Raw genomic sequence first — 25,441 nt, forward strand, 5'->3', positions numbered from 1 at the left:
GGGTGCCGGGTGGCTGCGTTAAGGCGTGTTTTTTGCCCTATGGCGACCGGACCGGTTGCCGGGTGGCTGCATTAAGGCGTGTTTTCTGCCCTATGGCGGCCGGACAAGTTGCCGGTTGGCTGCATTAAGGCGTGTTTTCTGCCCTATGGCGACCGGATCGGTTGCCGGTTGGCTGCATTAAGGCGTGTTTTCTGCCCTATGGCGGCCGGACAAGTTGCGGTGCGGCTGCGTTAAGGCGTGGTTTCTGCCCTATGGCGGCCGGGCAGGTTGCCGGGTGGCTGCATTAAGGCGTGTTTTCTGCCCTATGGCGGCCGGACAAGTTGCGGTGCGGCTGCGTTAAGGCGTGTTTTCTACCTTATGGCGGCCGGACCGGTTGCCGGGTGGCTGCGTTAAGGCGCGGTTTCTGCCCTATGGCGGCCCGTGCGCCCACCGCCCGGCCGAGTTAAGGCGTGTTTTCTACCTTATGACGACCCTCCCCAAACACCGCGCCATGTACCGCAAGCCCCATGCAGATCATCGCACCTGTCGATCTGGTCAGCCCATGCACGCCCCCCGTCGCCCCCACCACATTCTCGCTTTCTGCCGTACGCGACAGGGGCCGCCCCCAGGCCACTGAGTGCCTGCTGGGACAGCCCCTGTTTTACCTTCCTGCCGTTTCCGCTGCCTCGCAGTCTTTCATCCTTTCATCCTTTCATCCTTTCATCCTTTCATCCTTTCATCCTTTCATCCTTTCATCCTTTCATCCTTTCATCCTTTCAGCCATTCGATTCCGAACGTTACCCCTTCTTGGGCCGCCCAGAACCCACCGAACCCGCCGAACCGCCAGAACTTCCAGTGGCACCCGTATCGGTGTCAGGTTTGTTGGCGGCTCCGGTGAAGTTCCCGACGCCAGGCAGGTTGGTCGATCCCGACCCCGCCCCGGCGCCCGGTCCCGACCCATTTCCAGGTCCCGTGCCCCCGGACCCGCCGGACCCGCCTGCGTTCGGGAGGACCACCTCCACGACGGCCGATGGGTTTGACAGGCCGGCGGACGACACGGCGTACACCTCATAGTAGAGCGTCGACGCATTCGCGGGCAGTTGGCTGTCCGTAAACGACGTCTGCGTGACTGGGCCGGCCACGGTGACGTACGGCCCGCTGCCCGATGTGGCGCGGGTCACCATGTACCCGGAGGCGCCCTGTACTGCGTTCCAGGTCAATTGCACACTCGTCCCGTCCGGCGCAGCGACGGCCTTGACGTTCGCAGGCGGGCTGACGGTGGTCGGGCTCTGGCCGTTGGCCGGCGCCTTCAGCACAATGCCGCCGCGTGGATCCGGCTGCGTCGGCACATACGTGCCGCTGTCCAGCGTCGTCACGCCCGGCGGGAGCGTGTATGGGGGTTTGATGAAAATTCCGGTCCGAATCTCGTTCGGCGGCGTCATGGTCGTCGCCAGGTACTTCTTGCCGTTGTAAATCGTGTATTCGACCAGCACGTGCATATTGTCCGGCTGCGTCGGCTGCGTTCCCTGAATGAAGTACTCGTCGTAGACCGCGTTGTCCTGCTTGCACAAGTTGGTCGGCAGCATGCCGGAATCCTCGCAGACAGCTGCCTGAACGATGCCGGACGGTTCCGGCCACGGTTTGGTGGGCTGCTCCTTCTGCAGCAGCGGCTGCATAATGTCGCTCCACAGGGTGAACTTCAGGTTATAGGCACTGTTTGAGATTTTCTGGTGGTGGTTGTAGCCCATCCACAGGCCGGCCGTGTACTGCTGCGTATAGCCGACAAACCAGCCATCCTCCTGGCTGTCGGTTGTCCCGGTTTTGCCCGAGATGTAATAGCCAGGAAAGCGTGCACCGATGGCATCCGCGGTGCCGCCCGGCTGGTACAGCACGCCGTGGAGGATGTTCGTCATAATCCACGCGGTCTGCGGACTGAATACCTGATTGACCTGCTGATGGAACTGGTACAGCGTATTGCCGTTTCGGTCCGCAATCTTCGATACCAGGAACGACTGCTTCCAGGTCCCCTGGTTGGCAAACGTGGTGTAGGCGCTCGTCACCTGCTGCACCGTCAGCCCATGCGCCATACCGCCGATGGCGGTCGGTAGCTGCTCTGTATCGCTCTGCACCAGGGTCGGCTGGCCGTTGAGGGTCGTGGCGCCCACCGGGATCCCCATCTTCGCCAGGTAACTGGTCCCCACTTCGGGCGTCAGCATGTCCAGCGTGCGGATGGCGGGGACGTTGATGGACTTCACCAGTGCCGTGCGGACGCTGACCAGGCCCGAATAATACCCTTCCGCGTCAGTCGGGGTCCACGGGCCGGCCGGTCCGCCCGGGTAGGTCGTCGGAATATCCGCCAGGTACGTGGCCGCCGTCTCCTTGTGCAGGTCGATGGCGGGACCATAGTCAATCAAGGGTTTAATGGACGATCCCGGCTGACGCGCGATGTCCGAGTGGTCGATTTGGTCCTTCTGATAATCGGCCGCTGAGTCCCGGCCGCCGCCGATGGCGACAATGCCGCCGGTTTGGTTGTTGATGATGGTCACGCCAGCGTTGTAGATGTCGACGCCGTGCTGCCCCGTTTGCGGGTCGGACCACGACGCGTCGGTGTTGCCGAACAGCTGGTCATCCGCCAGGACGCTGTCCACATGGTTTTGTACGTTCAGGTCGATAGACGTGTAAATTTTATATCCGGCCGTCGGCAGTGCATCGTACGCCTGCTGCGCCGTCGAGTACAGGCCTTCCTTGACGAGGTCCTGACATACCGTCGGCGTGATGTTGTCAAGCATCAGGAACGGATACTGGGTCGTCGAAGAAGCGGTTGGTTTGTGAATGTCCTTCAACACGTTGTAGGACATTGCGGATTCGTACTGCTGCTGTGTGATGAAGTGGTTGCGCAGCATTTGATTCAACACGTAGTGTTGGCGGTCGACCGCCCGACTGGGGTACTGGTACGGCGAGAAATAGGACGGGTTATTGATAATCCCGGCCAGGAGGGCAGCTTGCGGGATGTTGAGGTCGCGCGGATCCTTGTGGAACAGAATCTGAGACGCCGTTTTCACCCCGTAAATTGGCGTGTCGCCCATGTCACCCATATATACCCAATTCATATAATCGGTTAGGATTTCATCTTTCGTAAGCATGTGATTGAGTTCGAGTGCGAGTGCGATTTCTTGGATTTTCCGTTTGAGGGTCCGCTGCTGCTCTGGGAACACCGCCAGCTTCACGGTTTCCTGTGTGATGGTGCTGGCGCCGCTCTGGATGTGGTGGCCGATGACGTCCTCCACAAAGGCTCGGCACATGGCCAACGGGTTGATCCCGATGTTCGTCCGAAACGTCTTGTCCTCTGCCGCAATGAGTGCGTTGCTGAGGTATGGAGAGACCTGGTTTACGGACGTGATGGGCTGCCGGTCGCCGCTGGTCGTGTAGCGCCCGATGACTTTGCCATTCACGTCGTACACCGTCGAAGCTTCACTTTCGTTCGTGAACGTGCTGGCCGAGATTGTCGGCAGCCCCTTTAACATGGAAGCGGCGTACCCGATGCCCACTCCCACACCGATCACGATGATTCCCCCAACACCCAGACCAAGCACCTTGAAGGCGGTCCGAATGGGATGACGCCGCTCCTTGCGCGCGGCGTTCGCCCGCTGCTGTTTCTGCTTGTCCTTCGTGCTGGAGCCGTGAACCGGTGGCTTGGTGCCTTTCGCCATTCATGCTCCTCCTCCCGTTAGGACGATTATATTGTTTGTCGGAGAGGTGGTCAAAGCAGGAATTGTCAGGATTCGAGCGGAATCGCGCCCATTCGAGCCGGTTCGCGCGAGGCCGCGCCGCCGATGGAGAAACGAACCGGCTCGAAATCCTTCGTTCGTTCAGCGTGTTACATGATGCTAACTATTGAAATTAGTAAGACCTAATGATATTGTTTAACCGTTACTAACCGAGTCATTGGCTCGGCTGGAACGAATGGCTGTGACGTGTGTTTGTCTGATCTGAACCTGGGGCCGTCTCAGGCATGTCGGTTTCGAGTGAGGAAGCACACGGCAAGGGGGTGAACCAATGACACGGTTGACGACCGAAAAACTGTCCGCTGGTTACGGAGAACACTTGATTGTGAAGGATTTGAACTTGGCGCTGCCAGACGGCCGCATCACCGCTCTTGTGGGGGCGAATGGGTCGGGTAAATCCACCATTTTAAAGACCATCGGGCGATTGCTCAGACCCCGAACGGGCGAAGTATACCTGGACGGGAAAGTCATCGCACGTATGTCCGCCAAGGAAATTGCGCGGCAGCTTGCGATTCTGCCGCAAAATCCGACGTCGCCGGAAGGGCTCACCGTGCGCGAACTTGTGTCCTATGGGCGTTTTCCGCATCAGAGCGGGTTTCACGCAGAGACACGAGAAGACCGCCGCATGGTCGAATGGGCGCTGGCTGCGACGGGCATGACTGCGTTTGCCGATCGTCCTGTTGGACAAATGTCGGGTGGTCAGCGGCAGCGGGCATGGATCGCCATGGCGTTGGCGCAGGGGACGGACATTTTGCTGCTCGATGAGCCGACCACCTATCTGGACATGGCTCATCAGCTGGAAGTCCTGAATTTGTTGGAGCGGCTGAATCGGGACACGGGACGGACCATCGTGATGGTCGTGCATGATTTGAATCAAGCTGCGCGGTTCGCCCATTACGTCGTTGCCATTCAGCACGGTTCGGCTACATATCAAGGGTCCCCGCGGGAAGTCATTCATGCTGACATGCTCCGCGAGGTGTTCGGGGTGCTGGCAGACGTCGTCGCGGATCCGCGAACGGGTGCACCGCTTTGCATTCCCTATGGACTCGTGGAGGCGTCGGAGGTACGTGATGTCGTCGTGTGATCCGTGCGCGGACGGTTCCAATCCGGTGGATGAAACAAGTCGAACGTTCACAGACCGCCATGCGTTCCACTGACCATCCGCTCAATTCATACACGGGAGGGCTTATGAGCGTGAAACTGAAGCGAAAGTCATGGCTGGTGACGGGGGTCATGCTCGTTTTCATGGCTGCAGTCACAGCCTGCGGCACGGGTCCGGCCTCTGACACAGCGCAGGGCAATCAGACAGCAGCGGACAGCGCAGTGCGTCGTCCGCTCACGATGACAGACGGGATGGGGCACAAGGTGAAAGTGCCCGCCAACCCGCAGCGGATTTGGGCGCCGGCCCTGGAGGACCCCATTGTGGCGCTGGGGGACGCGGACCGGCTGGTCGGACAATACTCCAGCGGTAATGTGGTGGATGGCTATCTGCAAAAGTGGCTGAAAGGGAAGCCGCATATCGACTTGACCGGGAATGGGTTAGATCCGGAGACCGTGCTCTCCATGAACCCAGACCTCATCATCCTCTTCGCTGCGGGACTCGCCGAAAACGGAAAGTACGCGCAATATTCGAGAATCGCTCCGACGTATGTCTTTAACGTCAAAAGCGGGTCTCAGGCCGCATGGCGTCAGGAATTGCTGACGCTGGGTACGATGTTGCACCAGTCCGACCGGGCAAAGCAATTGCTTGCGAATTACGACAAAAAGGTCGCCGCTGCCAAGCAGAAGCTGAAGTACACGGTTGGTGACAAAACCGTCGCGATCATTGAACCGTCCGGCAAACAGCTGTTTCTCATCGGCCCCGGTACGTTCGCTGGCCAGGAGGTGTACGGCGACCTCGGCCTCAAGGCACCGAAACTCGCAAAAGGCTGGGGGACCCTGTCGTTCGAGGCGTTACCGAACTTACAAGCCGACTACATTTTCGTGGTCGTTGGCAACGACAGCACGTCCGAGCTCCAACAGTTGACCAGCAGCCCGGTGTGGAAGAACCTGCCCGCGGTCAAAGCTCGACACGTCTATCAAGTCAGTTATGGGAATTGGATCAACAATGGCGTCATCGCGAATGAAGTCACCATCGACGATGTGCTGAAACACATCGCGAAGGACTGAGGCGGTCGTCGTACACCAAGGGGTAGATCAAATATGCCAATGGGACTTGACGACATCGAGCGTTCCTTCAGAATCTCTTTCAATAAAAGGGAAGATGCCTTGTTCTCGATGTCCATGGCGGGGTTTCTCGAACGCGACAGACTGTTGTCCATCTTGTGTGCATATCGGGATTCACTTCAGGCGTCCGATTTGGCTGTGGCGGCCGTCTCCTTTTCAAGATGGTTTGCGTTTCTCGCTGCAGGTATGCACTATTTCCTGTCTGTTCACAATGTGGCCATCGACCTGTCGCTGTCGAATCTTCATGTGGAGGCCGTTCCCGCCGAGCAAGGTTACGGGTTTTATTTCCCGCTGAACGCGTGGTCGGACGAGGCCGCTCCGACCGTGGCGTCTTTGCGAAACGCTTGGCGTCGGCGTGTGCTTCGTACCTTCTACGGCAACACGGTCCGGCCCGTGCTGGATACCTTGGCGACGCATGCCGGGATTCGTGTGGGCCCGTTGTGGGGGCAGATTCCGTCGCGATTGATTTGGTTCGTTGGAAAATTCGCCGAGGGTCAAAACGCATTGGTTCAAACGCGGGTAAAGGCGGATTTCGAGTGTCTAAAGACGGAACTTGCGCCTGAAGTGTTTGGACGGAAGCAGAATCCGTTCGCCTTGCGCCTGCGGTGGGTTGAAAGTTTGGAAGGCGCGGGGGAAAAGGTTTATGTGTTTCCTGCCTGTTGCTTGAATTACGCCAGGGAGCAGGGCGTGCACTGCTACGCGTGTCCACGCTTGACCGAAGCGCAGCGCGCGGCGATGCGGGCCGAATTTCGGGCATCACGGCATTGACGGAACAGGGTGGTAGCTTCGATGCATGCATACTCAGACGCGGTGGTGCGTTCGCAGGGGAAACGACGCCACAGGGCATTTGCGGCGACATGGGTCATCGCTGGCGGGCTGGCGGCGCTTACACTGAGCGTGGCGCTGTCGATTTCGGTGGGGGCCGACCATGTGCCGCTTCCGGCAGTCTGGAACGCGGTGTTTCATTTCAATGCCAAACAAACCTCTGACCAAGTCATACACACCATTCGTCTGCCTCGGGCGGCGGCCGCGCTGCTCGTGGGAGCTGCGTTCGCCGTTGCGGGCTCGCTGATGCAAGGGATGACTCGAAATCCCTTGGCTGACCCTGGCTTGTTGGGGATTAACAGTGGTTCGGAATTCGTGCTTGCCGTATGTATGGCTTCCGACCCTCATATGCCCTTTTTCGGACTGCTCATGCTGTCCTTTTGCGGCGCAGGGCTGGGTGCGGCACTCGTGTATGGGATGGGTTCACTGTCCAAGGGTGGTTTGACACCGGTTCGCCTGACCTTGTCCGGGGCCGCGGTCAGCGCGCTCTTGGTCGCGCTCAGTCAGGGCATCGCACTGTACTTCGGGCTGAGTCAAGACCTGAGCTACTGGCTGGCTGGTGGATTATCGAACACGACCTGGCTGCAAGTCCACCTCATGTTTCCATGGGTGGCCGCGGGCCTCATCGCGGCGCTCTTGCTGTCCAAGCCATTGACCGTCCTCAGCCTCGGCGAGGACGTGGCTGGGTCACTTGGACAGCGGCCTGGACTGATTCAGGCAGCGGCAGCAGCGACGGTTCTGGTGCTGGCCGGGTCTGCGGTTTCGGTGGCGGGTCCAATCGGATTCGTGGGACTGGTGATTCCGCACCTTGCACGCTTTGCCGTTGGTGTCGATTATCGGTTGGTCATTCCTTGTTCAGCCGTGCTTGGCGGTCTGCTGCTGGTCCTGTCTGACCTTGGAGCGCGCATGATTCACCCGCCATACGAGACACCGATAGGCGCGGTCATCGCGCTCGTGGGCGTTCCCTTTTTTCTCTACCTGACACGCAGAAGCCGGAGGGGATTGTGATGGGGCAGACGCGTCCGTTCAGTGCCCAGCGGCTTGACCGACCGCACGCAAACCGCACGGGCCGCGGCAAAACGCTGGTCGTTTTCGTGACGCTGGCGGCACTCATCTTTCTGGTATTTATGATCAGTCTGGACACAGGCGTCATCCGGCTGTCTCCATCTGATGTTGTCAAGACGCTGTTTGGTGTTGGAACGTCCAGGAGCTATCTGATTTTGTTCGAATTTCGATTGCCTCGAATCGTCATTTCCGTGCTGGTCGGCACTGGATTGGCACTGTCCGGCTGCATCCTCCAGAGCGTGACGCGAAATCCTCTCGCTGACCCGGGGATTCTCGGCGTCAATGCAGGTGCCGGCTTGATTGTCCTGGTGTCTGCGGCGCTTTTTCCCAGTTTGATGGGCTCCCTCGCAATGCCCTGTCTTGCGTTCGCTGGCGCGGCGCTGACCGCCCTGCTGATTTACGTGCTGGCCTACAAGCGGCATGAGGGGGTCGTGCCGACTCGCCTGGTCCTGGTTGGGATCTCCATCGCAGCCGCGATCGACGCTGCCATCCTGGTATTGGAACTGATGCTCGACCCGGACAACTTTCAATTTGTGGTGACGTGGATGGCGGGAAGCATTGTTGGGACCGACTGGAACTACGTGTTGTCACTGCTGCCGTGGCTCCTGGTCATCGTGCCCTTTGTCTGCTGCAAAGTGCGTGTGATGAACGTGTTGAACCTCGGAGATGCTGTGGCGGCGGGGTTAGGGGCGTCCGTGGAACGAGAACGCATTTGGCTGCTCGGCGCTGCCGTGGCACTGGCCGGATCGTGTGTGGCGGTAGGCGGCGGCATTTCATTCGTTGGCCTCATCGGACCGCACTTGGCGCGGCGGCTGGTGGGTGCCCGTCACGAACGACTGATTCCGGCTGCGGCCCTGACCGGTGCATTGTTGCTCATTTCTGCTGACACCCTGGCCCGGTGCATCATCCAGTCGACCGAGCTTCCGACCGGGCTGGTGGTCGCGGTGATTGGGGCCCCGTACTTTCTTTACTTGCTGGCGCGGCACGAATCATGAATGACCTTGCTCGCGTATACATGGACGAGGAGGGGGTCGCGATGGCTGCTGGACGTTTTCGCGCCGCGCGCAGGGGTGTGCGCATCAGGGTTTCGGGGAGTTGGTCCATGGCCGCGTGTCTGCTGGGGCTCCTTGCCCTCGCGGTGCACATGATGGAGGTCAAGGTACGGCCGATTGTGGCTGGAACCGCACAGGCGATTGCGTCGCGGGCGGCAACGGAAGCTTTGAACGGGGCCCTGACGGAAGATGTCGCGGCGTTCGCCGACACCGACAAGTTCATTCATATCGAGCGTGACCAAAGCGGGCGGATGGAGGTCGCGACGTTTGATTTTGCCGCCGTCACCAAGCTTCAGTCCGCCGCGACCGCGCATGCCCAGGAGGCGCTGCGGCAGCTGCAGCATGAATCCTTCGCGCTGCCGATGGGAGATATGTTCGGCAGCTCGCTGTTGTCTGCCGCCGGCCCGAAGCTCCCTGTCCGGTTCACGTTGATGGGCAGCGCACACTCGTCCGTGATCACCGAATCCCGCACGGTCGGCATCAATCAGACCGTGCACACCATGTACCTCGAATTGACCGCTCGCGTCAACGTCATCACGCCGTTTTCAGCCACGCCAACCACGGTGGAATCCAAGATGCCCATTGCGTATGTGGTGTTCGGCGGTGAAGTGCCGCACACCTACCTGCAAGGGAACGGCACGTTTCCCGCGCCCCTCGACTGAATACTGTACGGTCGCGAACACACGACGGACACCTGCCCAAATTCGGCTTGCATATCCTGGGACACTGGGCACCAGCCAGGTAGGCGCATATACTGTGTCAGCAAGTGCCTCACCAAGCATCGGTGGGCGAAGGAGGCTGACGGATGAAAAAATACATCGTTCGCGAAGGAGACACGATGTGGACGGTCAGCAAGGCGACCGGCGTGCGGTTGAACTTGCTGATGGCGGCCAATCCACAGGTTCGCGATCCGAATGAATTGACACCTGGGTCGGTCTTATCCATTCCGGAACTTGGCAAAGAAGCGACGGCGGGTCCCGCCGGCGATACAACGGCAGGGTCTCCCGCTGCTGCTGTGCACCCGCCCGTGCCGGTGGGGCGGACGGAGACAACCGGCGCTGCACCGGGCGCACCTGGGGCGCCGGGGTCAGGACAGCCCGGCGGGCCGGCGGGGGCTGCGAGCGGCGGCGTGACCGGGCCGGAAACGGTGCCGTACTTCGGGTTTGTCTGGCCGCATGTTGTCAAGCGCGGCGAGACGTGGGAGCGCATCGCGCGCTTATACCACGTACCGGTGGATACCCTCAAGCGCATGAACACTGGGCACACCGAGCCGCTCCAGCCTGGCGACATCGTGTATGTGCCGGGCACCGCTGGGCAGGTCCCGGGCCTGCCAGGGCAGTCAGGCGGGTGGCAGCCTGAAGCGGCCGGCCACGCGGCGGCCGGCCAGCCGGCGGGCCCGATCCCGGCGCCTCTGCCGCAAGCTGCCGCCGATACCGGCGGAACCCCCGTGTCGCCGAACGGGTATGGGCCCCACACGCATGTGCCCTACCGTCCCTATCATCCTCAACCGATGTACTTTGCACCGTACGGCGCGCGCGGCCCGTGGGGTTATGCGCCCTACGGCTTTGGGCCGGGTGCGTACCCAGCCTATCCGCCGGCCGGTTACCCCGCTGGTTATCCGGGCGCCTGCCCCGGTGGTTTTCCTGGCGGGGCGCCTGGCGGGTACGCTGCGGTGTACCCGCCGCATGGGGTGTGGCAGCAAAGCCCTGGCGCGGGCCTGCCGCCTGAAGCAGGGTATCGGATGTGGGCGGCGTCCCAGTACGCACCCACGGCTTGGATGACGGACTGGGATGAAAGCTCGTCCGAGTCTGACTGGAGTTCGACGTTCTCCGTGTCCCGGCAGGACGGGTCCGACGGCGAACCGCCGTACGGGCCGGAATCCCCGTGATTCGCGGTGCGCCCACGCTCTCCGAGGCCCTGTACGCCGCGTTTGGCGTGGAAGTGGACGCCATCGTAACGCTCAAGACGGTCACCGGCGTGGTGGGTAAAGACGGGATGCGCTACATCTGGAAACCGGCACGTCCCAGGGACACGGAACGCCGGCTGGCCGTCGTGGCTCGTATTGCGGAAGCGATGTCGGCGGACGGACTGCCAGCAGCCGGGCCGCTGGCATCGAGGCATGGTGAGCGGCTGATTGAAACGGACAGCGGCCCAGGTTATTTGCAGCCGTGGCTGCCCGGCCGCCACGTGCGGCTTTCGGACGCCGAGGAGCGGTTGACCGCAGTCTGCACGGTCGCGCAGGTCCACCGCTGGTCAAGGCGCGTGCCATTCCTCGCGGATCCCCACCTTGGCGGCCCGGAGTGGCAGAACGTGACTGGCGGTGTGCTGCCCGTCAAGCTGAGGTCCAAGCTGCAGGCGCTCCATGGTGTGTGGGGTCCCGCCAAGGATGCCTGTCCCGAGTTGGCGGCCGTGGAGAAGGACGTGTTTCGCGTCTCGGAAGAAGTCGTGGCAGCGGTGGAGAAGGCTTGGCAGGCGCACGGCGGGACCTGCCGCACCCTGTGCCACCGTGACTTGGCGCCGCACAATCTGTTGTGGATGACCCGGGCGTGGCCGGTTTCATTGATTGATTTCGATCACGCCGGTTTGGACGACCCTTTCCTGGATTTCATGCAGTTGCTGAACCACACGTTTTATCTCGGCGATCCGGGCCCGCGCCCGTTTTTGACCCTGGTGGAGGCTTGTGTCCGTGTCGAGGGGCGGCCGATTTGGCGGGAGGAACTGTTGTGGCAAGTGCTGCGCTTTCCGGACCTGTTGATTCGGGCTATGGTGGAGTGGGTCAAAGCAGGCTCGGCACCAGATGGGAAGCAGTCCCTCATTGGTGTTATTTATAAGGAAAGAACCCGCTGGCAGCGGTGGGCACAAGACGTGCACAGCCGCTTCGGGTAAGGCGTTGCAAGGGCCGCGGCTTCCGTGCGGCCCTTTGATTTCGTGTTCGCCAAGGGTATACTAGGTTCGGAACTTTGGACACAACAGAAACGGAGCGTGGCAGGTTGACGCAGTACATCAAAGTCGCTTTGGCGCAACTCCGGCCCGCCTTGGGAGACCTGGCGGGCAACCGGGACAAGCACCTGACATACATCGCGAAGGCGCGCCGTGCGGGTGCGAATCTCATCGTCTTTCCGGAACTGGGGCTGACGGGCTATCAGCTTCAGGACTTGACGCTGGACGTCGCGCGTCCGCTGTCAGACCCGGACATCGCCTCGCTGGTCGCGGAAAGCCGGGACATCGACATCGTGTTCAGCTTTGTCGAAGAGTCCCCTGCGCATGCGTTCTACATCACCGCCGCGTACGCGTCCAAGGGCCAATTGGTACATAGGCACCGCAAAGTCTATCTGCCAACGTACGGCATGTTCGACGAGGGCCGTTATTTTGCCGCCGGAGACACGTTCCGTACTTTTTCAACGCAGTTTGGAACGGCTGGCATGCTGATTTGCGAAGATGCCTGGCATGTCACGAGTCCCTACTTGTTGACGGCGGGGGGCGCGAATCTGCTGATTCTCCCGTCCAACAGCCCGGCGCGAAGCGTGACCGATATCGACCACTTTGGCTCACAGGCGTTTTGGAGAAAACTGATTCAAGTCTACGCGCAGTTGTTCAGCGTGAACATGATTTTCGTCAACCGCGTCGGGTTTGAGGATGGGGTGAGTTTCTTCGGGGGTTCCGGCGTCGTATCCGCCAGCGGAGAATGGGTGGCGGAGGCGCCGACGCTGGAGGAAGCCCTCGTGTTCGCCGAGGTGGATGTGCAGGCCGTCCGGCGCGCGCGGTTTATCAGCGGTGTCGCCCGTGACGAGAAACCAGGCCTCGTTCTCAACGAACTGCAGCGGTTGCAGGATGAATGGCGACGGGAGGCAGCGCGATGAGGGAAGACTTGGCGCAGCGCCTGCACGTCAACGAGGCGCTGACCATCCAGGCGTTGACGGGGTTTATTCGGGAAGAGGTTGAAAAGGCCGGGTTTCAATCTGTCGTCTTGGGTCTGTCCGGCGGCATTGATTCGGCGCTGGTCGCATACCTTGCGACGCGGGCGCTCGGGCGTGAGCGCGTGCACGCGGTGCTGATGCCGTACAAGTCCAGCAGTGCGTCCAGTCTTTCGGATGCGCGGGCCGTCGTGGCAGATTTGAATCTGAATGCACTGGAAATACCGATTACCGGACCGGTCGATGCCTACTTTGAACAGATGGACGCCTTGCTCGGCGAACCGGCGCCGCCCCTGCGCCGCGGCAACCGGATGGCGCGCGAGCGGATGGCAACGTTGTTTGACCTGTCGGCACACTTCGGGGCGCTGGTGCTGGGTACGAGCAACAAGACGGAGCTGCTGCTCGGATACGGGACCCAATTTGGCGACCTGGCCAGCGCCTTGAATCCCATTGGCGACCTCTACAAGTGCCAGATTCGGCAGTTGTCTGCGGCGGTTGGCGTGCCGCAAAGCATTCTGGCCAAACCGCCGAGCGCTGACCTGTGGGCGGACCAGACGGACGAGAAGGAACTTGGATTCACCTATGACGAAGCAGACGAGGTGCTGTATCAGCTGGTGGACTTGCGGCTGACCCCCGACGAGGTGGTCGCGAACGGGGCGCGGCAAGACGTGGTGCGGACGGTGGTGCGGCGCATCACCCGCAACCAGTACAAGCGCAAGCCGCCCATCATTGCGAAGGTATCGACGCGGACCATCGGGATCGACTTCCGCTACTTGCGGGACTGGGGATTGTGAGTCGCTGAAAGGTTCTGGAGAAACGGGGGAGGAATCGACATGTCGGGTCACTCAAAGTGGCACAACATCCAGCGGCGGAAGGGAAAACAGGATGCTGTGCGCGGGCAGTTGTTCACCAAACTCTCGCGTGATATCTACAACGCTGCCAAAGAGGGGGGCGGGAACCCCGACACCAACTTCCGGTTGAAGGTCGCCATTGAGAAGGCGAAACAAAACAACCTGCCGGCGGACACGATTGCGCGCACCATCGCGAAGGCGACGGGCACGCTGCAGGGGGTCACGTACGAAGAACTGCTGTACGAGGGATATGGCCCAGGCGGCGTGGCCATCATGCTGGAAATCGTGACCGACAACCGCAACCGGACAGCGGCGGACGTGCGGCACATTTTTGCGAAGCGCGGCGGCAACCTCGGCGAGACGGGCTGTGTATCATGGATGTTTCAGCGCATCGGCCGCATCGAAATCGCCAGGGAAGGCTGCCCGCTGTCCTACGACGACCTGATGCTGACGGCGGTCGAGGCGGGCGCGGACGACCTTCGGGAAGAGGACGATGTCTACGTGCTCACGACGTCCGTTGAGCAGTTTTCGGCGGTGCGGGACGCGCTCGAAGCAGCCGGGCTGACGCTCGAAGATGCAGAATTGACCTTTGAACCGACGACGACGATTGAACTGTCGGAGGACAAGGCAGAACCGGTTCTGGACCTGGTGGAGGCGTTGGAAAACAACGATGACGTCCAGAACGTTTACGCAAATTTCACTGTCTCAGAAGAATAATTCCATGCTCGTTACGCAACCTATCACTGAGGTGATCAGCATGCGCATGTGCCATCGGCAGGAACGAACGAGCTGGAACTTGAAACTGACATTGGCGGCAGCGGGGTTTGTACTTGGCTCGCTTTCCATCGCCGGACATGCGCACGTCGCGCTTGCGGATACGCCGGCCGTGACGGACTTTGGGCAGGAGATCGCGCAAGCGGCGATGGTGAGCGGGGAGGGTGCGCCACAAGCCCTGTTTGTCACGCGTTATGCAGACGGGCACGAGCACATGGAGGTTCACGCCGTACGTGGCGACAGCGTGGTCGCGTTCGCGGGTGAGCATCCGGGATGGTATCTCGATCGCGCCATGACCTATCTGCTGCACATGCCCGTGTACGTGCGAGCGGTCCCCAGCCCGGCGGCCGATTCGGGACATACCGCCGTCTGACCTTCGATGCAAGTAGGAGAAATGCAGATGAATCGCGAATCACACGCCATGGCGATGAATAGGAGTGTTGATTACGCGGATACTGGGAATTGATCCGGGCATTGCCCGCATGGGATACGGGGTCATTGAACGAGCGGGTCACAGCCTTGCGGCGGTGGCCTTTGGGTGCATTGAAACCCCTGCACACACCTCCGATGCGACGCGCCTCTTGCAAATCTACCAGGAATTAAAGCAGTGCATTGATACCTACCAACCCGACGTGATGGCGCTGGAACAGTTGTTTTTCAACCGCAATACGACGACCGCGTTCATTGTAGGACAGGCCCGGGGCGTGGCCATGCTGACGGCGGCGCAGGCAGGGCTGTTGACGGCGGAATACACGCCCATGCAGGTGAAGCTTGCCGTGGTCGGCTACGGAAAAGCGGACAAGGCCCAAGTGCAGGAGATGGTCAAGCTCCTCCTCGGCCTCTCGGAACGTCCGAAGCCTGACGATACCGCGGATGCGCTGGCGGTGGCCATTACGCATGCGCACACAGCCCCGGCAGCTTCGCTGGAGGCACAGGCGTCTCGTCCCCGTTCCGTCGGTGAGGCGCGCACTTGGCGCGTACAAAGGGGGGTTCGACCGTGATCTCATTTCTTCGGGGGTCCGTGCATCAGTGTGGACAGGGCTATGTCGAGTTGGACGTCGCGGGTGTCGGCTACCGTGTGTGGATGCCGGAGCGTATGGTGCGGGAACTGGAGGCCGTTCCGCTCGGGCAGAACGTGATGGTGTACACGCACTACCATGTACGCGAGGATGCCGCGATGCTGTTCGGGTTTTTGACGCAGCAAGACCGCGACTGGTTTGAATTGTTGATTGGCGTGTCCGGCATCGGTCCGAAGGTCGCGCTGCAGCTGATGTCCGGCACCGAGGCAGATGCCTTTGCCGAGGCGGTCCAAGCGGATGACATTTCGTCCCTGTGCGCGCTGCCCGGCATTGGCAAAAAGACTGCGCAGCGGCTGGTCTTGGAGCTGCGCGACAAGCTCGATGTGCTGAGTCTGGGTGCCGCGGGAGGGGTCAAACTCGGCAGAACCGCTGCGGCTCGCAGCAACGGGACAGGTCAGCCGCTTGGCGCGGTCGAGAAAGACATCATTGAGGCCCTCGTGGTGCTCGGCTATAATGAGAAGCATGCAGGAGAAGTTTTGGCTTCCTTGTTGGCGGAGAACGAAATCGACTCCGTCGAAGAAGGATTGAAGTTGGCCTTGCAGCAGCTGGCGCCATAGCGGAAGTTGCGGAAGTGTAAAACGACCGGGCTGGCACAGAACGAGCAGCGAGGGCTGCGAGGAGGTGGGGGAGTGTCCGAACGCATCATTTCTGCCGAATGGAACGCGGAAGACGGGACGTTCGAATCATTCCGCCCACGGTATTTGGATGACTACATCGGGCAAACGGCGGTCAAGGAAAATCTTCGCGTGTTTATTCAGGCGGCGAAGGAACGCGCCGAATCGCTCGATCACGTCCTGTTGTACGGACCCCCTGGGCTTGGCAAAACGTCGTTGTCGATGATCATCGCCAATGAGCTTGGCGTACATATTCGGGTGACCTCCGGTCCTGCGATTGAACGCCCCGGAGATTTGGCGGCCTTGCTCACGAATTTGCAGGCCGGCGATGTGTTATTTATTGATGAAATTCATAGACTGTCAAAGTCCGTGGAAGAAGTGCTGTACCCGGCCATGGAAGATTATGCGATTGATATTATGATTGGGAAAGGTCCCAGCGCTCGTTCCGTGCGGCTCGACCTGCCGCCGTTTACACTCGTTGGCGCCACGACGCGGGCAGGTTTGCTGTCGGCGCCGTTTCGCGACCGATTCGGCGTGATCGCCCACTTGGATTATTACACCGTCGCCGACCTGACGGCCATCGTGCTGCGGACGTCCAGTATCCTTCGTCTGCCGGTTGAGGCAGATGCGGCGGAAGAAATCGCGCGCCGCGCCCGGGGCACACCGCGTGTGGCAAACCGGCTGCTCAAGCGGGTCCGCGATTTCGCGCAAGTCGCAGGGGCCTCGGTGGTCACCAAGCCCATTGCTGAGCAGGCGCTCAGCCGATTGAACGTCGACCGGCTCGGGCTGGATGAACTGGATTACAAAATGCTGGACGCCATCATCACGAAATTCGGGGGCGGTCCGGTGGGGCTCGAGACACTGGCTGCAACAGTGGGAGAAGAGTCCGGTACGCTTGAAGATGTCTATGAACCCTATCTGTTGCAAATGGGCCTCATTCAGAGAACCCCGCGCGGACGAATTGCCACGGCCGGCGCTTACCGTCACTTGGGGGTGCAAAGTCCGTCGACAACCTGACGATCCCTTCCTTGTCCAACAAATCCTTGAAATTGCATTGAATTTCTCCGGAACGCGCTTTTGGGCTGAAATCACCCCCAAGTTCCCGCAGTGTGTCAACGAATCTTTGTAGAGCGAGGTGGCAAGAGTGGGCGGATTGCCCTTTCGCCGAAAAAAATCGGAAGAAACCAGTCAGCTCTACTCGATGCTGGCACTCGCACAAGCAGGGGATGAAACGGCGCGCAATGACTTGATCGAGAGCTACACTCCGTTTATCCTGCGCACGGCATCACAGGCGTCGAGGCGCTACATTGACCGCGGTCAGGATGACGAGTTCAGCATCGCGTTGATGGCCATGAATGAAGCCATTGACCGGTTCGACGGATCCAAGAAGTCAAGCTTTCTGGGCTTTGCGGAAACCATCATCCGCCGCCGTTTGATTGACTATTACCGCTCTCAGAAGTCGCAGAACCGAAGTGTACCATGGACAGAGTTCGATGTTTCGGATGACGAGGACAATGTCATCAACTATGTCGAAGTCAAAACGTCCATCGACGCGTATGAGATGGCGGAAGAGCAGGAAGCCCGCCGTTCCGACATCGAGGCGTACGCACAGGCGCTGCGGCACTATGGGCTGACGTTCAGCGATCTCGTTGAACTCTCGCCCAAACACGCGGATGCGCGGCAAAGCGCGATTCAAGTCGCTAAAATTGTCGCGTCCGACGAGGCCATGCGTGCGTATGTCCACGAGCGCAAGGCGCTGCCGTTAAAGCTGCTGGAGGACAAGGTGAATGTGTCCCGCAAAACACTCGAACGGCAGCGAAAATATATTTTAGCAGTCGTCATTTTGCTCAGTGGCGAGTTCCAACACTTGCAGGCTTATATCTCGTAAGTTGGAAAGGGGTGACGGAATATGCAGAGACGTGGAATCGTCATGGAGGTTGGCGATGGACACGCGATCGTGATGACTCCTGACGGCCAGTTCTGCAGGATTCCGCACTCAGGCGCCGGATCGATTGGTGCAGAAGTGGTGTGGACAGAGACACCCGTTGCTGCACCAGCCCCACGGAAACGCAGGAGTGGTCCGACGACTTGGATGCGCTGGAGTGCAGCCGCGACGGCGGCGTGCATTGCACTTGCAGTCGGAGTTTGGCAAGGATTGGGCGGGTTTGGCGGTCCGCCCACGGCGTACGCGATGGTGTCGCTGGATATTCATCCCTCGATGACGATGCAGGTGGATAAGCACTTGAAGGTCCTGCAGGTCACGCCGACGGATGCCGACGGTCAGCGTGTGGTTCGGGAATTGCCGAAACTGCAGGGAGAACCAATGCAGCAGGCGATCTCGCAGGTGGTCAAACAAGCCTTGTCCGATCACCTCGTTCCTGCGGACGACAGCATCATCGTGGCCGCAGCGCCGACACAGTCGGGATCGTCCGCGGACTTACCGTCCATTACGAACTCCGCGCAACAGGCGGTTGAACAGGCGTTGAAGTCCACAGGCGCGAGCCAGACCTTGCAGCCGAGTGTCTACACGGTCACTGTGCCAAAGAACGTGTTTGATGCGGCGAACCAGGCGGACATCGCACCGGGTCAGCTTGCCACGTACCTCATGGCACTCAATCAGGGCGTCCCGGTGACGAATCTGAATTCGAACACCATCAGCCAGGTGTTTGGCGCCAGCCATTCGGCATCGCTCATGAAGGTGCTCGGGTCGGCAAGCACCGCCCAGATCTCGACGATTGTCAAGAAGCTGCAGTCGGTCGGTTTGTTGACGGGGCTCGGGGGGCAGCCAGCGACACCCTCCGGCGGCAGCAGCAGCAAAGCAAACGCACCGGGCGGCGGTGCGGCCGCGAAGGGACAGGGCAGCGGGCATCGGTCGTCCAACGCGGGGAATTCCCAGGCCTTCGGGGGCGCGACCGATCCGGTGAACCGCATCCTCGGCGAAATCAATAACACGGTGAGCGGGCTCGGACCTGCACCCCCGGGCGGCGGCGGTTCGCGTCCCGGCGGCGGCGGTTCCGGCGGGGGATCCAGCGGCGGCGGTTCCGGCGGAAATCCGGTGCCGCCCATTGTGAACTCAGTCGGCAATCTGGCGAATTCAGTGACAGGTGGGCTGCAAAACGCCTTGGGCGGCAGCCCTGGTGCCGTCTTAGGCGGGAACGCCGGACACTCCTCCTCGCCGGGGAGGTCCGGCGTTAGGATGAACACGAACAAAGGGTCCGAACGTCCATCCAGCCAGGGGGCCGGCAGTGGGTCAGGCAAGGGTGGTGCGGCGGACAAGTCGGCCGCGGCAGGCGGATCCAAAGGCGCCCCAGGGCAGTCCGGGACAAGCTCGCAGGCGGGACCGTCCGCAGGCGGTGGACTGCTGGGTGCGTTGGGGAACCTGCTCGGCTTCAAATAAGACGGACCGCACGAGGTGTCGGTCTCGTGCAAGGCGCCTCGAGAGGGGCTTGCAGTTTCAGTGCCGCACGGGCGAACCGTGCGGCTTTTTCATGAGGGGGCTGGCCTGGTGCGCGTGCAGCGCGTTTGATTCAGGAAACCGAAACTTTTACAATTGGGACAAGTCGTTGTGAAGGAGAACACAGCATTGGATGTAAACGCGTTTGACTATGACCTGCCCGAGGAACTGATTGCGCAGACACCGCTCCCAGACCGCAGCCAATCGCGGTTGATGGTGGTCGATCCGGTCACGGGCTCGGTGTCGCACGCCCGTTTCGCGGAAATTCTGGCGTACTTGCGGCCAGGCGATGTGCTGTTGTTAAACAATTCCAAGGTGATTCCTGCGCGCTTGTTCGGCACGAAGGCGGACACGGGGGCGCGCATTGAGCTCTTGCTGACGCAGCAGCGGTCGGAAACCGAGTGGGAAGTCCTCGCGAAGCCGGCGAAGCGCTTGCGCGTTGGGACACGCATCTACTTCCCGAGCCCCGATGCGCAGCCCACCGATGCTCCGCCGTACGCAGAGGTGATTGGCGAGCAGGAGGGCGGCATTCGTCATGTCCGGTTCACGCTGGATGAGCCGATGTTCAGCTTTCTCGACCGAGTGGGTGTGATGCCGCTGCCGCCTTACATTCACGAGCCGCTTGCCGACCGTGATCGGTATCAGACGGTGTATGCCAGTCCGCCAGGTTCGGTGGCGGCGCCCACTGCGGGGCTGCACTTTACGCCCGCACTCTTGGAAGAAATCCAGCGTGCCGGCGTCGAGATTTACTACCTCACCCTTCATGTGGGAATTGGCACCTTCCGCCCGGTGACCGTGGACAAAGTCGAAGCGCACCAGATGCATTCGGAGTGGTATGAAGTGCCGCCGGAGACAGCGGCGGCGGTGAATCGCGCCAAGCGGGAGGGACGCCGCGTGATCGCGGTCGGTACGACGGCCATGCGCACGCTCGAAAGTGCGGGCGCGTCCGGTGAAGTGAAGGGGGGCGCCGATGACACCGACATTTTTATCTACCCTGGCTACAAATTTCGCATTGTCGACGCACTCATCACGAACTTTCATCTGCCGAAATCGACCTTGCTCATGCTGGTCGCCGCGATGATGGGACTGGATTTCACGAAGCGCGTGTACGAAACCGCGGTGGCGGAGCGGTATCGCTTTTTCAGTTTCGGTGATGCCATGTTCATTACGAGGAGGTGCGAGACTTGACGGTGCCCGTGCGCTACGAACTGTTGAAACGATGCAGTCACACCCTCGCGAGACGCGGCGTGGTCCACACCCCGCACGGGTCCATCCAGACACCGGTGTTCATGCCGGTGGGCACGCAGGCCACCGTCAAAACGTTGTCCCCGTTTGAACTGCGGGAAATGGGCGCGGGCATCATCTTGTCCAATACCTATCACTTGCACCTCCGACCCGGTGAGGACCTGGTGGCCGAGGCCGGGGGACTGCACGGGTTTATGCACTGGGATGGCGCCATTCTCACCGACAGCGGCGGATTTCAGGTATTCAGTCTGGCGGATTTGCGGAAGATTACGGATGAAGGCGTTCAGTTCCGGTCACACATCGACGGCAGTCCGCGGTTCTTTTCGCCCGAGTCGGTGATGGCGATTGAGAATCAGCTTGGTGCCGACATCATTATGGCGTTTGACGAATGTCCGCCGTATCCGGCGTCGCGCGACTATCTCGAGACATCGCTGCGGCGGACGCTCGACTGGGCGAAGCGGTGCAAGCAGGCGCACGGGCGGCCAGATGAACAGGCACTGTTCGGGATCGTGCAAGGCGGTGCAGAACTGGACTTGCGCAAGGCGGCTGCAGAAGCGCTGGTGGAGATGGATTTTCCAGGCTATGCGGTCGGCGGACTGAGTGTCGGCGAACCGAAGCCTGTCATGTACGATGTGCTCGCTTTCACGACCCCGCTGCTGCCGGCCGACAAGCCGCGGTATCTGATGGGCGTGGGGTCGCCGGATGACCTGTTTGAAGGCGTGGAGCGCGGGATCGACATGTTCGACTGTGTGCTTCCCACGCGGATTGCGCGAAATGGAACCGTGTTGACCAGCCGCGGCAAGCTCGTGTTGAAAAACGCGCAGTACGCCCGCGATTTCTCGCCGCTGGACGAAGACTGTTCGTGCATGGTGTGCCGGTCGTTCACCCGCGCGTATCTCCGGCACCTGCTGAAGGCGGGGGAAGTGCTGGGGATTCGCCTCACGTCGTATCACAATGTGTGGTTCCTGCTGCGCGTGATGGAAGGCATCCGGAAGGCGATTGAAAATGATCAATTTCTCGCGTACAAGCGCGAATTCTACGATCGTTTCGGTTATAATGACGATACCGCGGTGCAGACAAGCACCGCAGGAGAGGACGTGTCTGATTGAAGAGCCAGAGCATTATTTTCATTGTGCTGATTCTCGCGGTATTTTACATGTTGTTCATCGTACCGCAGCGTCGGCAGCAAAAGAACCGTCAAAATATGATGAACCAGCTCGGACCTGGTGCGAAAGTCCTGACCTCCGGCGGGATCTACGGAATCGTCACGGCGGTTCAGGGGGATGTGCTGCACGTATCCATCGCGCCGGATGTCGAGATTGAGATGGATCAACGCGCCATCATCCGTGTGGTCGAAGCAGCGAACTCGGTCGGCGATGACGTCGATGAAGTGGATGAGGACGATGAGCTTGACGAGGGACAGGATGCGTCTACCTTCGACACCTCGGACCGGTTTGCATCGCATGAGACCGATGAGGAAGAGGAAGACGAGGACGTGGTCGACGAGCAGGATGCTGCTGGCGGCGCGGACGCGGAGCAGAAATCAACGAATGCTTGATTGCGGTGAACAGCGCGGACGCCGCCGGCGTTCGCAGTTCACGGGACGTCGGGCCGAACAGGCGTTGGCGCGCTCGGCCCATTTTGAATCCGCAAAGCGAAGGCGCCATGCCGCGAAAGGGTATGGCGCCTTCTTCCGTGTGCCCGGCGTGCTCTCACAGGCTGCGCGTGCTGCCGGTATTCACGCCGATGATGCCGCCGAACGCGCCGATGAGGGCCATGAGCAGCACGCGGAACAATCCGCCTGCGTCGAGTGAGAACGTGTTGTAGGCGAACAGCCCAATGCAAATCATCACGATGGCATAAAACAGGCCGGACATCCCGCCGTAATACCAACCGCGTTCCTGTGCTGCCCGGCTGCCTGCGATGGCACCGAGGAGGACGGCGGCGCAGTGAATTATGTACGCTGCCATGACCAGGGTTTTGGGGGACATCGGGTGGACATGTGCCCACAGCGACACAAGCAGGATGCCGATGACAGCGTAAAACAGTGACCATGCCAGTCCGTAGAGAATCGGAAACTTGCGAAGCGAACGTATTGAACCGTTCAAATGCGTCACCTTCCCTGGGTTTCGTGCAAATTCGGCACTTATGAAATCTACTTTTATTTCTATTCGCTTTGTCCATTGTCTATGAAAGATGTGCTACAATACTTGAAAAGATTTTAATCGTGCTTTGATTGACTCTCCTTTCGATTTTCTCCTCGCACGTTGGAAGGGGCAGGGTGAAAAACAGTTGAATCCCCAGAGAGAAATTTGGATTCGGATCTGCGAACTGTTGGTTGGCATTGCCGGTGTGGGCATTGCCTTTCTGTATGTACCGGAACTGTTTCATCAGAACATTTTGCTCACTGTCCTCGTCATGGCACTGGCGGTCGCCCTGGAATCTATTCCTGTGCCCTTGGGCCGTGTGATTAGTTCACTGCTGTACGCGCTGCCCATCGGGGCGCTGGCGGTGTATGGCACTTCAGAAGCGGTCTGGCTGATGATCGCTGCGGCTGTGCTGTCGCCGTTCATTACGCGGCGGCGGACGCGCTGGACAACGATCCTTTTCAACGCTGGGCAGTATACGATCAGCGTGGTGGCGATGTCCTTTGCGTATCGAATGATTGTGCCGCAAGCCTATCACCACATGTTGTCTTGGAATATGTTTTTGGGCGCGATTGTCGGTGCCGCTGTCTTTCTCTGCGTCAACCACCTGCTGATCAACGCGATTCAATTTGTTGAGGGCACCTTTGTCGTTCGCGAGTCCTGGACGGTGGTGACAGCCGACAGTTTGTATGTCCTTCTCTCGCTGCCGTTCGCATTGTTGATGATTGGCCTGAGCCCCAATGGGCCATTGCTGGCGCTTGTCGCCATCCTGCCCCTGGTGCTGCTGGGCCAGATGATGCGCATGTACCGCCGCACTTCCTTCATTCAACAGATCCACAACGCCACGACCAAGCTGACGTCCGAGTTCGATGTGGAACGGATTTATCAAGAAGCTGCGCAGGTGGCGGCTCGGTTGACGTACGCGGATGCTGTCATCGTGCACATCTTGGATGAATCTCGAGAAGTGCTCGTCCCGGGTACCGTGTACCCGTTGGAGGCTGCACAGGACTTTAATCTCAATGGCGTCACAAGAAGCGGCGGCGGTGTCATCTGGGATGTGGTGTCGCGAGGAGCCGGCTGGGCCTATATTCCGGATATCCGCAAAGACGAGCGCGTGCGCTTCGACGGCGTGGACGCCCGAAGGCCGCACCTGTCCATGGCGATTTTTCCAATGCGCGCACACGGCGAACTGCAAGGCGCCATTGTCTGCTACTCTTGCTACGCATATGGATTTGGAGAGTTAACAGAGGAATTGCGGATTCTTGCGGCACAGGTTGCTGTGCTGATTGAAAATGCGAAGCTGTATCAGGAACTGCAGCGTCAGTCGTGGCGCGACGGAGCCACGGGGTTGTACAACTACCGTTATTTCTATGAAGCGTTGGCGGACCGCGTGCAGCAGGCGCGCATGACCAACTCGGAAATGTCTGTCGTTATCATGGATGTCGATTACTTTAAGAAATTTAATGATACATACGGCCACCTGGCGGGGGATGCGGTCCTCAAGTCGATTGGTCAATTGCTCCAGTCCGAGGCAGGACCGGAGGCGGTGACAGCCAGGTATGGCGGTGAGGAGTTCGGGATCATCCTGCCCTATAGTCCCAAGCAGGCATTTGCCATGGCGGAGCGGTTCCGCAAGGCCGTCAGTTCGTTGGTGGTGAACTTTGAGGGCCATGAACTGCAGGGCATCACGGTCAGTGTTGGCATTGCCGGATTTCCGTCGGATGGAGATTCCGACAGGGACGTGCTGCTCAAGGCGGACTCAGCCATGTACTGGGGGTCGAAACAGCGCGGACGAAACAAAACGTCGCTGTATTCACCGGAGTTCGACGCACAGCTGTTTGTGGACGGGCTGACCGGACTGTACACCTACCACTTCGTTACGATTCGTTTCCGGGAAGCCCTTGCTGCGGGTTCTGAAAACTGGGGCGCCGTGTGTATTGATTTGGCGCGGTTTTCAGACGTTAACGCCACCTTCGGCTTTGCCATCGGAAACCGGGTGCTTCAGGAAGCCAGTGCGGTGATTCGGGAGTGCATTCGCCAAAATGAGTTGGCTTGTCGGTTTAGTGGAGACGATTTTCTGATTCTTCTCCAAAACGTGACGCGTGAGGAACTTGAGGCGATTGGGAATCGTGTTGACCGCATGCTGGCGAGCCACCGTTTTGAGTGCTTGAACAACGTGGTGCTGTCACTGCGCGCGCACTACGCCACCTATTCGTTCCAGGACGTCGAAAGTGTGGAGACGGTGTTTGAGCAAATCGGGAAGGTCTTTTCCACGCTCAACGCCAGGGACGACGAATCATCCGCCTGAACTGACACAAAACGGATACCTGCCCCACATTCACCACCCGATGGTATAAGTCGACCGCCGCGGCGCGGGACCGATCCGCCGCTTTTCACCACTTCCGTCAGACGCGCGTAACGAGCCCTTTTT

At 60.0% G+C, this 25,441-nt stretch carries 23 protein-coding genes; 21 read left to right on the forward strand and 2 right to left on the reverse strand.

Annotated features, from left to right (window positions below):
• Window positions 1-776: 776 nt before the first annotated feature.
• Window positions 777-3,689 (reverse strand): transglycosylase domain-containing protein, encoded by a 2,913-nt coding sequence (locus tag JI721_RS12830; protein ID WP_274455264.1) that lies wholly within the window; start codon window positions 3,687-3,689, stop codon window positions 777-779.
• Between the two features lie 346 nt (window positions 3,690-4,035).
• Here JI721_RS12830 and JI721_RS12835 point away from each other — a divergent pair, with 346 nt between their 5' ends.
• The 20 genes from JI721_RS12835 to yajC all read left to right on the forward strand — a co-directional run bounded on the left by JI721_RS12835 (window position 4,036) and on the right by yajC (window position 22,421).
• Entirely contained in the window at window positions 4,036-4,848 is an 813-nt protein-coding gene (locus tag JI721_RS12835; protein ID WP_274455265.1) for an ABC transporter ATP-binding protein, read from the forward strand.
• A 110-nt stretch (window positions 4,849-4,958) separates the two neighbouring features.
• Complete coding sequence (locus tag JI721_RS12840) at window positions 4,959-5,933, forward strand: ABC transporter substrate-binding protein (RefSeq protein ID WP_274455266.1); 975 nt, start codon at window positions 4,959-4,961, stop codon at window positions 5,931-5,933.
• A gap of 33 nt (window positions 5,934-5,966) precedes the next feature.
• Window positions 5,967-6,758, forward strand: coding sequence for an IucA/IucC family C-terminal-domain containing protein (locus JI721_RS12845; protein WP_274455267.1), 792 nt, complete (start codon window positions 5,967-5,969; stop codon window positions 6,756-6,758).
• Between the two features lie 21 nt (window positions 6,759-6,779).
• Entirely contained in the window at window positions 6,780-7,823 is a 1,044-nt protein-coding gene (locus tag JI721_RS12850; protein WP_274455268.1) for a FecCD family ABC transporter permease, read from the forward strand.
• Entirely contained in the window at window positions 7,823-8,875 is a 1,053-nt protein-coding gene (locus JI721_RS12855) for a FecCD family ABC transporter permease (protein ID WP_274455269.1), read from the forward strand. The genes JI721_RS12850 and JI721_RS12855 overlap by 1 nt, the downstream gene beginning before the upstream one ends.
• 41 nt (window positions 8,876-8,916) lie before the next feature.
• Entirely contained in the window at window positions 8,917-9,594 is a 678-nt protein-coding gene (gene yunB / locus JI721_RS12860; protein ID WP_274455270.1) for a sporulation protein YunB, read from the forward strand.
• Between the two features lie 143 nt (window positions 9,595-9,737).
• Window positions 9,738-10,820, forward strand: coding sequence for a LysM peptidoglycan-binding domain-containing protein (locus JI721_RS12865; protein ID WP_274455271.1), 1,083 nt, complete (start codon window positions 9,738-9,740; stop codon window positions 10,818-10,820).
• Window positions 10,817-11,818 carry a phosphotransferase enzyme family protein gene (locus JI721_RS12870; protein ID WP_274455272.1) on the forward strand — a complete coding sequence of 334 codons (1,002 nt, stop codon included), beginning with the start codon at window positions 10,817-10,819 and terminating at the stop codon, window positions 11,816-11,818. Before JI721_RS12865 ends, JI721_RS12870 begins: the two co-directional genes overlap by 4 nt.
• A gap of 104 nt (window positions 11,819-11,922) precedes the next feature.
• Window positions 11,923-12,792, forward strand: coding sequence for a nitrilase-related carbon-nitrogen hydrolase (locus JI721_RS12875; RefSeq protein WP_274455273.1), 870 nt, complete (start codon window positions 11,923-11,925; stop codon window positions 12,790-12,792).
• Window positions 12,789-13,640: an NAD+ synthase gene (locus tag JI721_RS12880; RefSeq protein ID WP_274455274.1), complete on the forward strand. Its 852-nt coding sequence runs from the start codon at window positions 12,789-12,791 to the stop codon at window positions 13,638-13,640. The genes JI721_RS12875 and JI721_RS12880 overlap by 4 nt, the downstream gene beginning before the upstream one ends.
• A gap of 39 nt (window positions 13,641-13,679) precedes the next feature.
• A complete protein-coding gene (locus tag JI721_RS12885) occupies window positions 13,680-14,414 on the forward strand; it encodes a YebC/PmpR family DNA-binding transcriptional regulator (RefSeq protein ID WP_274455275.1) in 735 nt (244 codons plus the stop codon).
• Window positions 14,415-14,454: 40 nt separating this feature from the next.
• On the forward strand, window positions 14,455-14,844 hold the full coding sequence (locus JI721_RS12890) for a hypothetical protein (RefSeq protein WP_274455276.1): 390 nt from the start codon (window positions 14,455-14,457) through the stop codon (window positions 14,842-14,844).
• A gap of 109 nt (window positions 14,845-14,953) precedes the next feature.
• The gene (ruvC, locus tag JI721_RS12895; protein ID WP_407654111.1) at window positions 14,954-15,472 is read left to right on the forward strand and encodes a crossover junction endodeoxyribonuclease RuvC; all 519 of its coding nucleotides are present in this window, start codon (window positions 14,954-14,956) and stop codon (window positions 15,470-15,472) included.
• On the forward strand, window positions 15,469-16,107 hold the full coding sequence (gene ruvA, locus JI721_RS12900; protein ID WP_274455278.1) for a Holliday junction branch migration protein RuvA: 639 nt from the start codon (window positions 15,469-15,471) through the stop codon (window positions 16,105-16,107). Before ruvC ends, ruvA begins: the two co-directional genes overlap by 4 nt.
• 72 nt (window positions 16,108-16,179) lie before the next feature.
• Complete coding sequence (gene ruvB, locus JI721_RS12905; RefSeq protein ID WP_274455279.1) at window positions 16,180-17,181, forward strand: Holliday junction branch migration DNA helicase RuvB; 1,002 nt, start codon at window positions 16,180-16,182, stop codon at window positions 17,179-17,181.
• A 127-nt stretch (window positions 17,182-17,308) separates the two neighbouring features.
• Window positions 17,309-18,052 (forward strand): RNA polymerase sigma factor SigI, encoded by a 744-nt coding sequence (gene sigI, locus JI721_RS12910; RefSeq protein WP_274455280.1) that lies wholly within the window; start codon window positions 17,309-17,311, stop codon window positions 18,050-18,052.
• 21 nt (window positions 18,053-18,073) lie between these two features.
• Window positions 18,074-19,561, forward strand: a complete 1,488-nt coding sequence (locus tag JI721_RS12915; protein WP_274455281.1) for an anti-sigma factor domain-containing protein — start codon at window positions 18,074-18,076, stop codon at window positions 19,559-19,561.
• A 186-nt stretch (window positions 19,562-19,747) separates the two neighbouring features.
• Window positions 19,748-20,806: a tRNA preQ1(34) S-adenosylmethionine ribosyltransferase-isomerase QueA gene (queA, locus tag JI721_RS12920; protein WP_274455282.1), complete on the forward strand. Its 1,059-nt coding sequence runs from the start codon at window positions 19,748-19,750 to the stop codon at window positions 20,804-20,806.
• The gene (gene tgt / locus JI721_RS12925; RefSeq protein ID WP_274455283.1) at window positions 20,803-21,972 is read left to right on the forward strand and encodes a tRNA guanosine(34) transglycosylase Tgt; all 1,170 of its coding nucleotides are present in this window, start codon (window positions 20,803-20,805) and stop codon (window positions 21,970-21,972) included. Before queA ends, tgt begins: the two co-directional genes overlap by 4 nt.
• Complete coding sequence (gene yajC, locus JI721_RS12930) at window positions 21,969-22,421, forward strand: preprotein translocase subunit YajC (RefSeq protein ID WP_274455284.1); 453 nt, start codon at window positions 21,969-21,971, stop codon at window positions 22,419-22,421. The genes tgt and yajC overlap by 4 nt, the downstream gene beginning before the upstream one ends.
• Window positions 22,422-22,575: 154 nt before the next feature.
• On the opposite strand, the gene JI721_RS12935 is transcribed toward yajC, so the two are convergent.
• The gene (locus JI721_RS12935; protein WP_274455285.1) at window positions 22,576-22,971 is read right to left on the reverse strand and encodes a TIGR04086 family membrane protein; all 396 of its coding nucleotides are present in this window, start codon (window positions 22,969-22,971) and stop codon (window positions 22,576-22,578) included.
• Between the two features lie 184 nt (window positions 22,972-23,155).
• Here JI721_RS12935 and JI721_RS12940 point away from each other — a divergent pair, with 184 nt between their 5' ends.
• Complete coding sequence (locus tag JI721_RS12940) at window positions 23,156-25,318, forward strand: sensor domain-containing diguanylate cyclase (protein ID WP_274455286.1); 2,163 nt, start codon at window positions 23,156-23,158, stop codon at window positions 25,316-25,318.
• The last annotated feature ends 123 nt before the right edge of the window (window positions 25,319-25,441 follow it).

The sequence above is a fragment of the Alicyclobacillus cycloheptanicus genome, assembly GCF_028751525.1.
Taxonomy (GTDB): domain Bacteria; phylum Bacillota; class Bacilli; order Alicyclobacillales; family Alicyclobacillaceae; genus Alicyclobacillus_L; species Alicyclobacillus_L cycloheptanicus.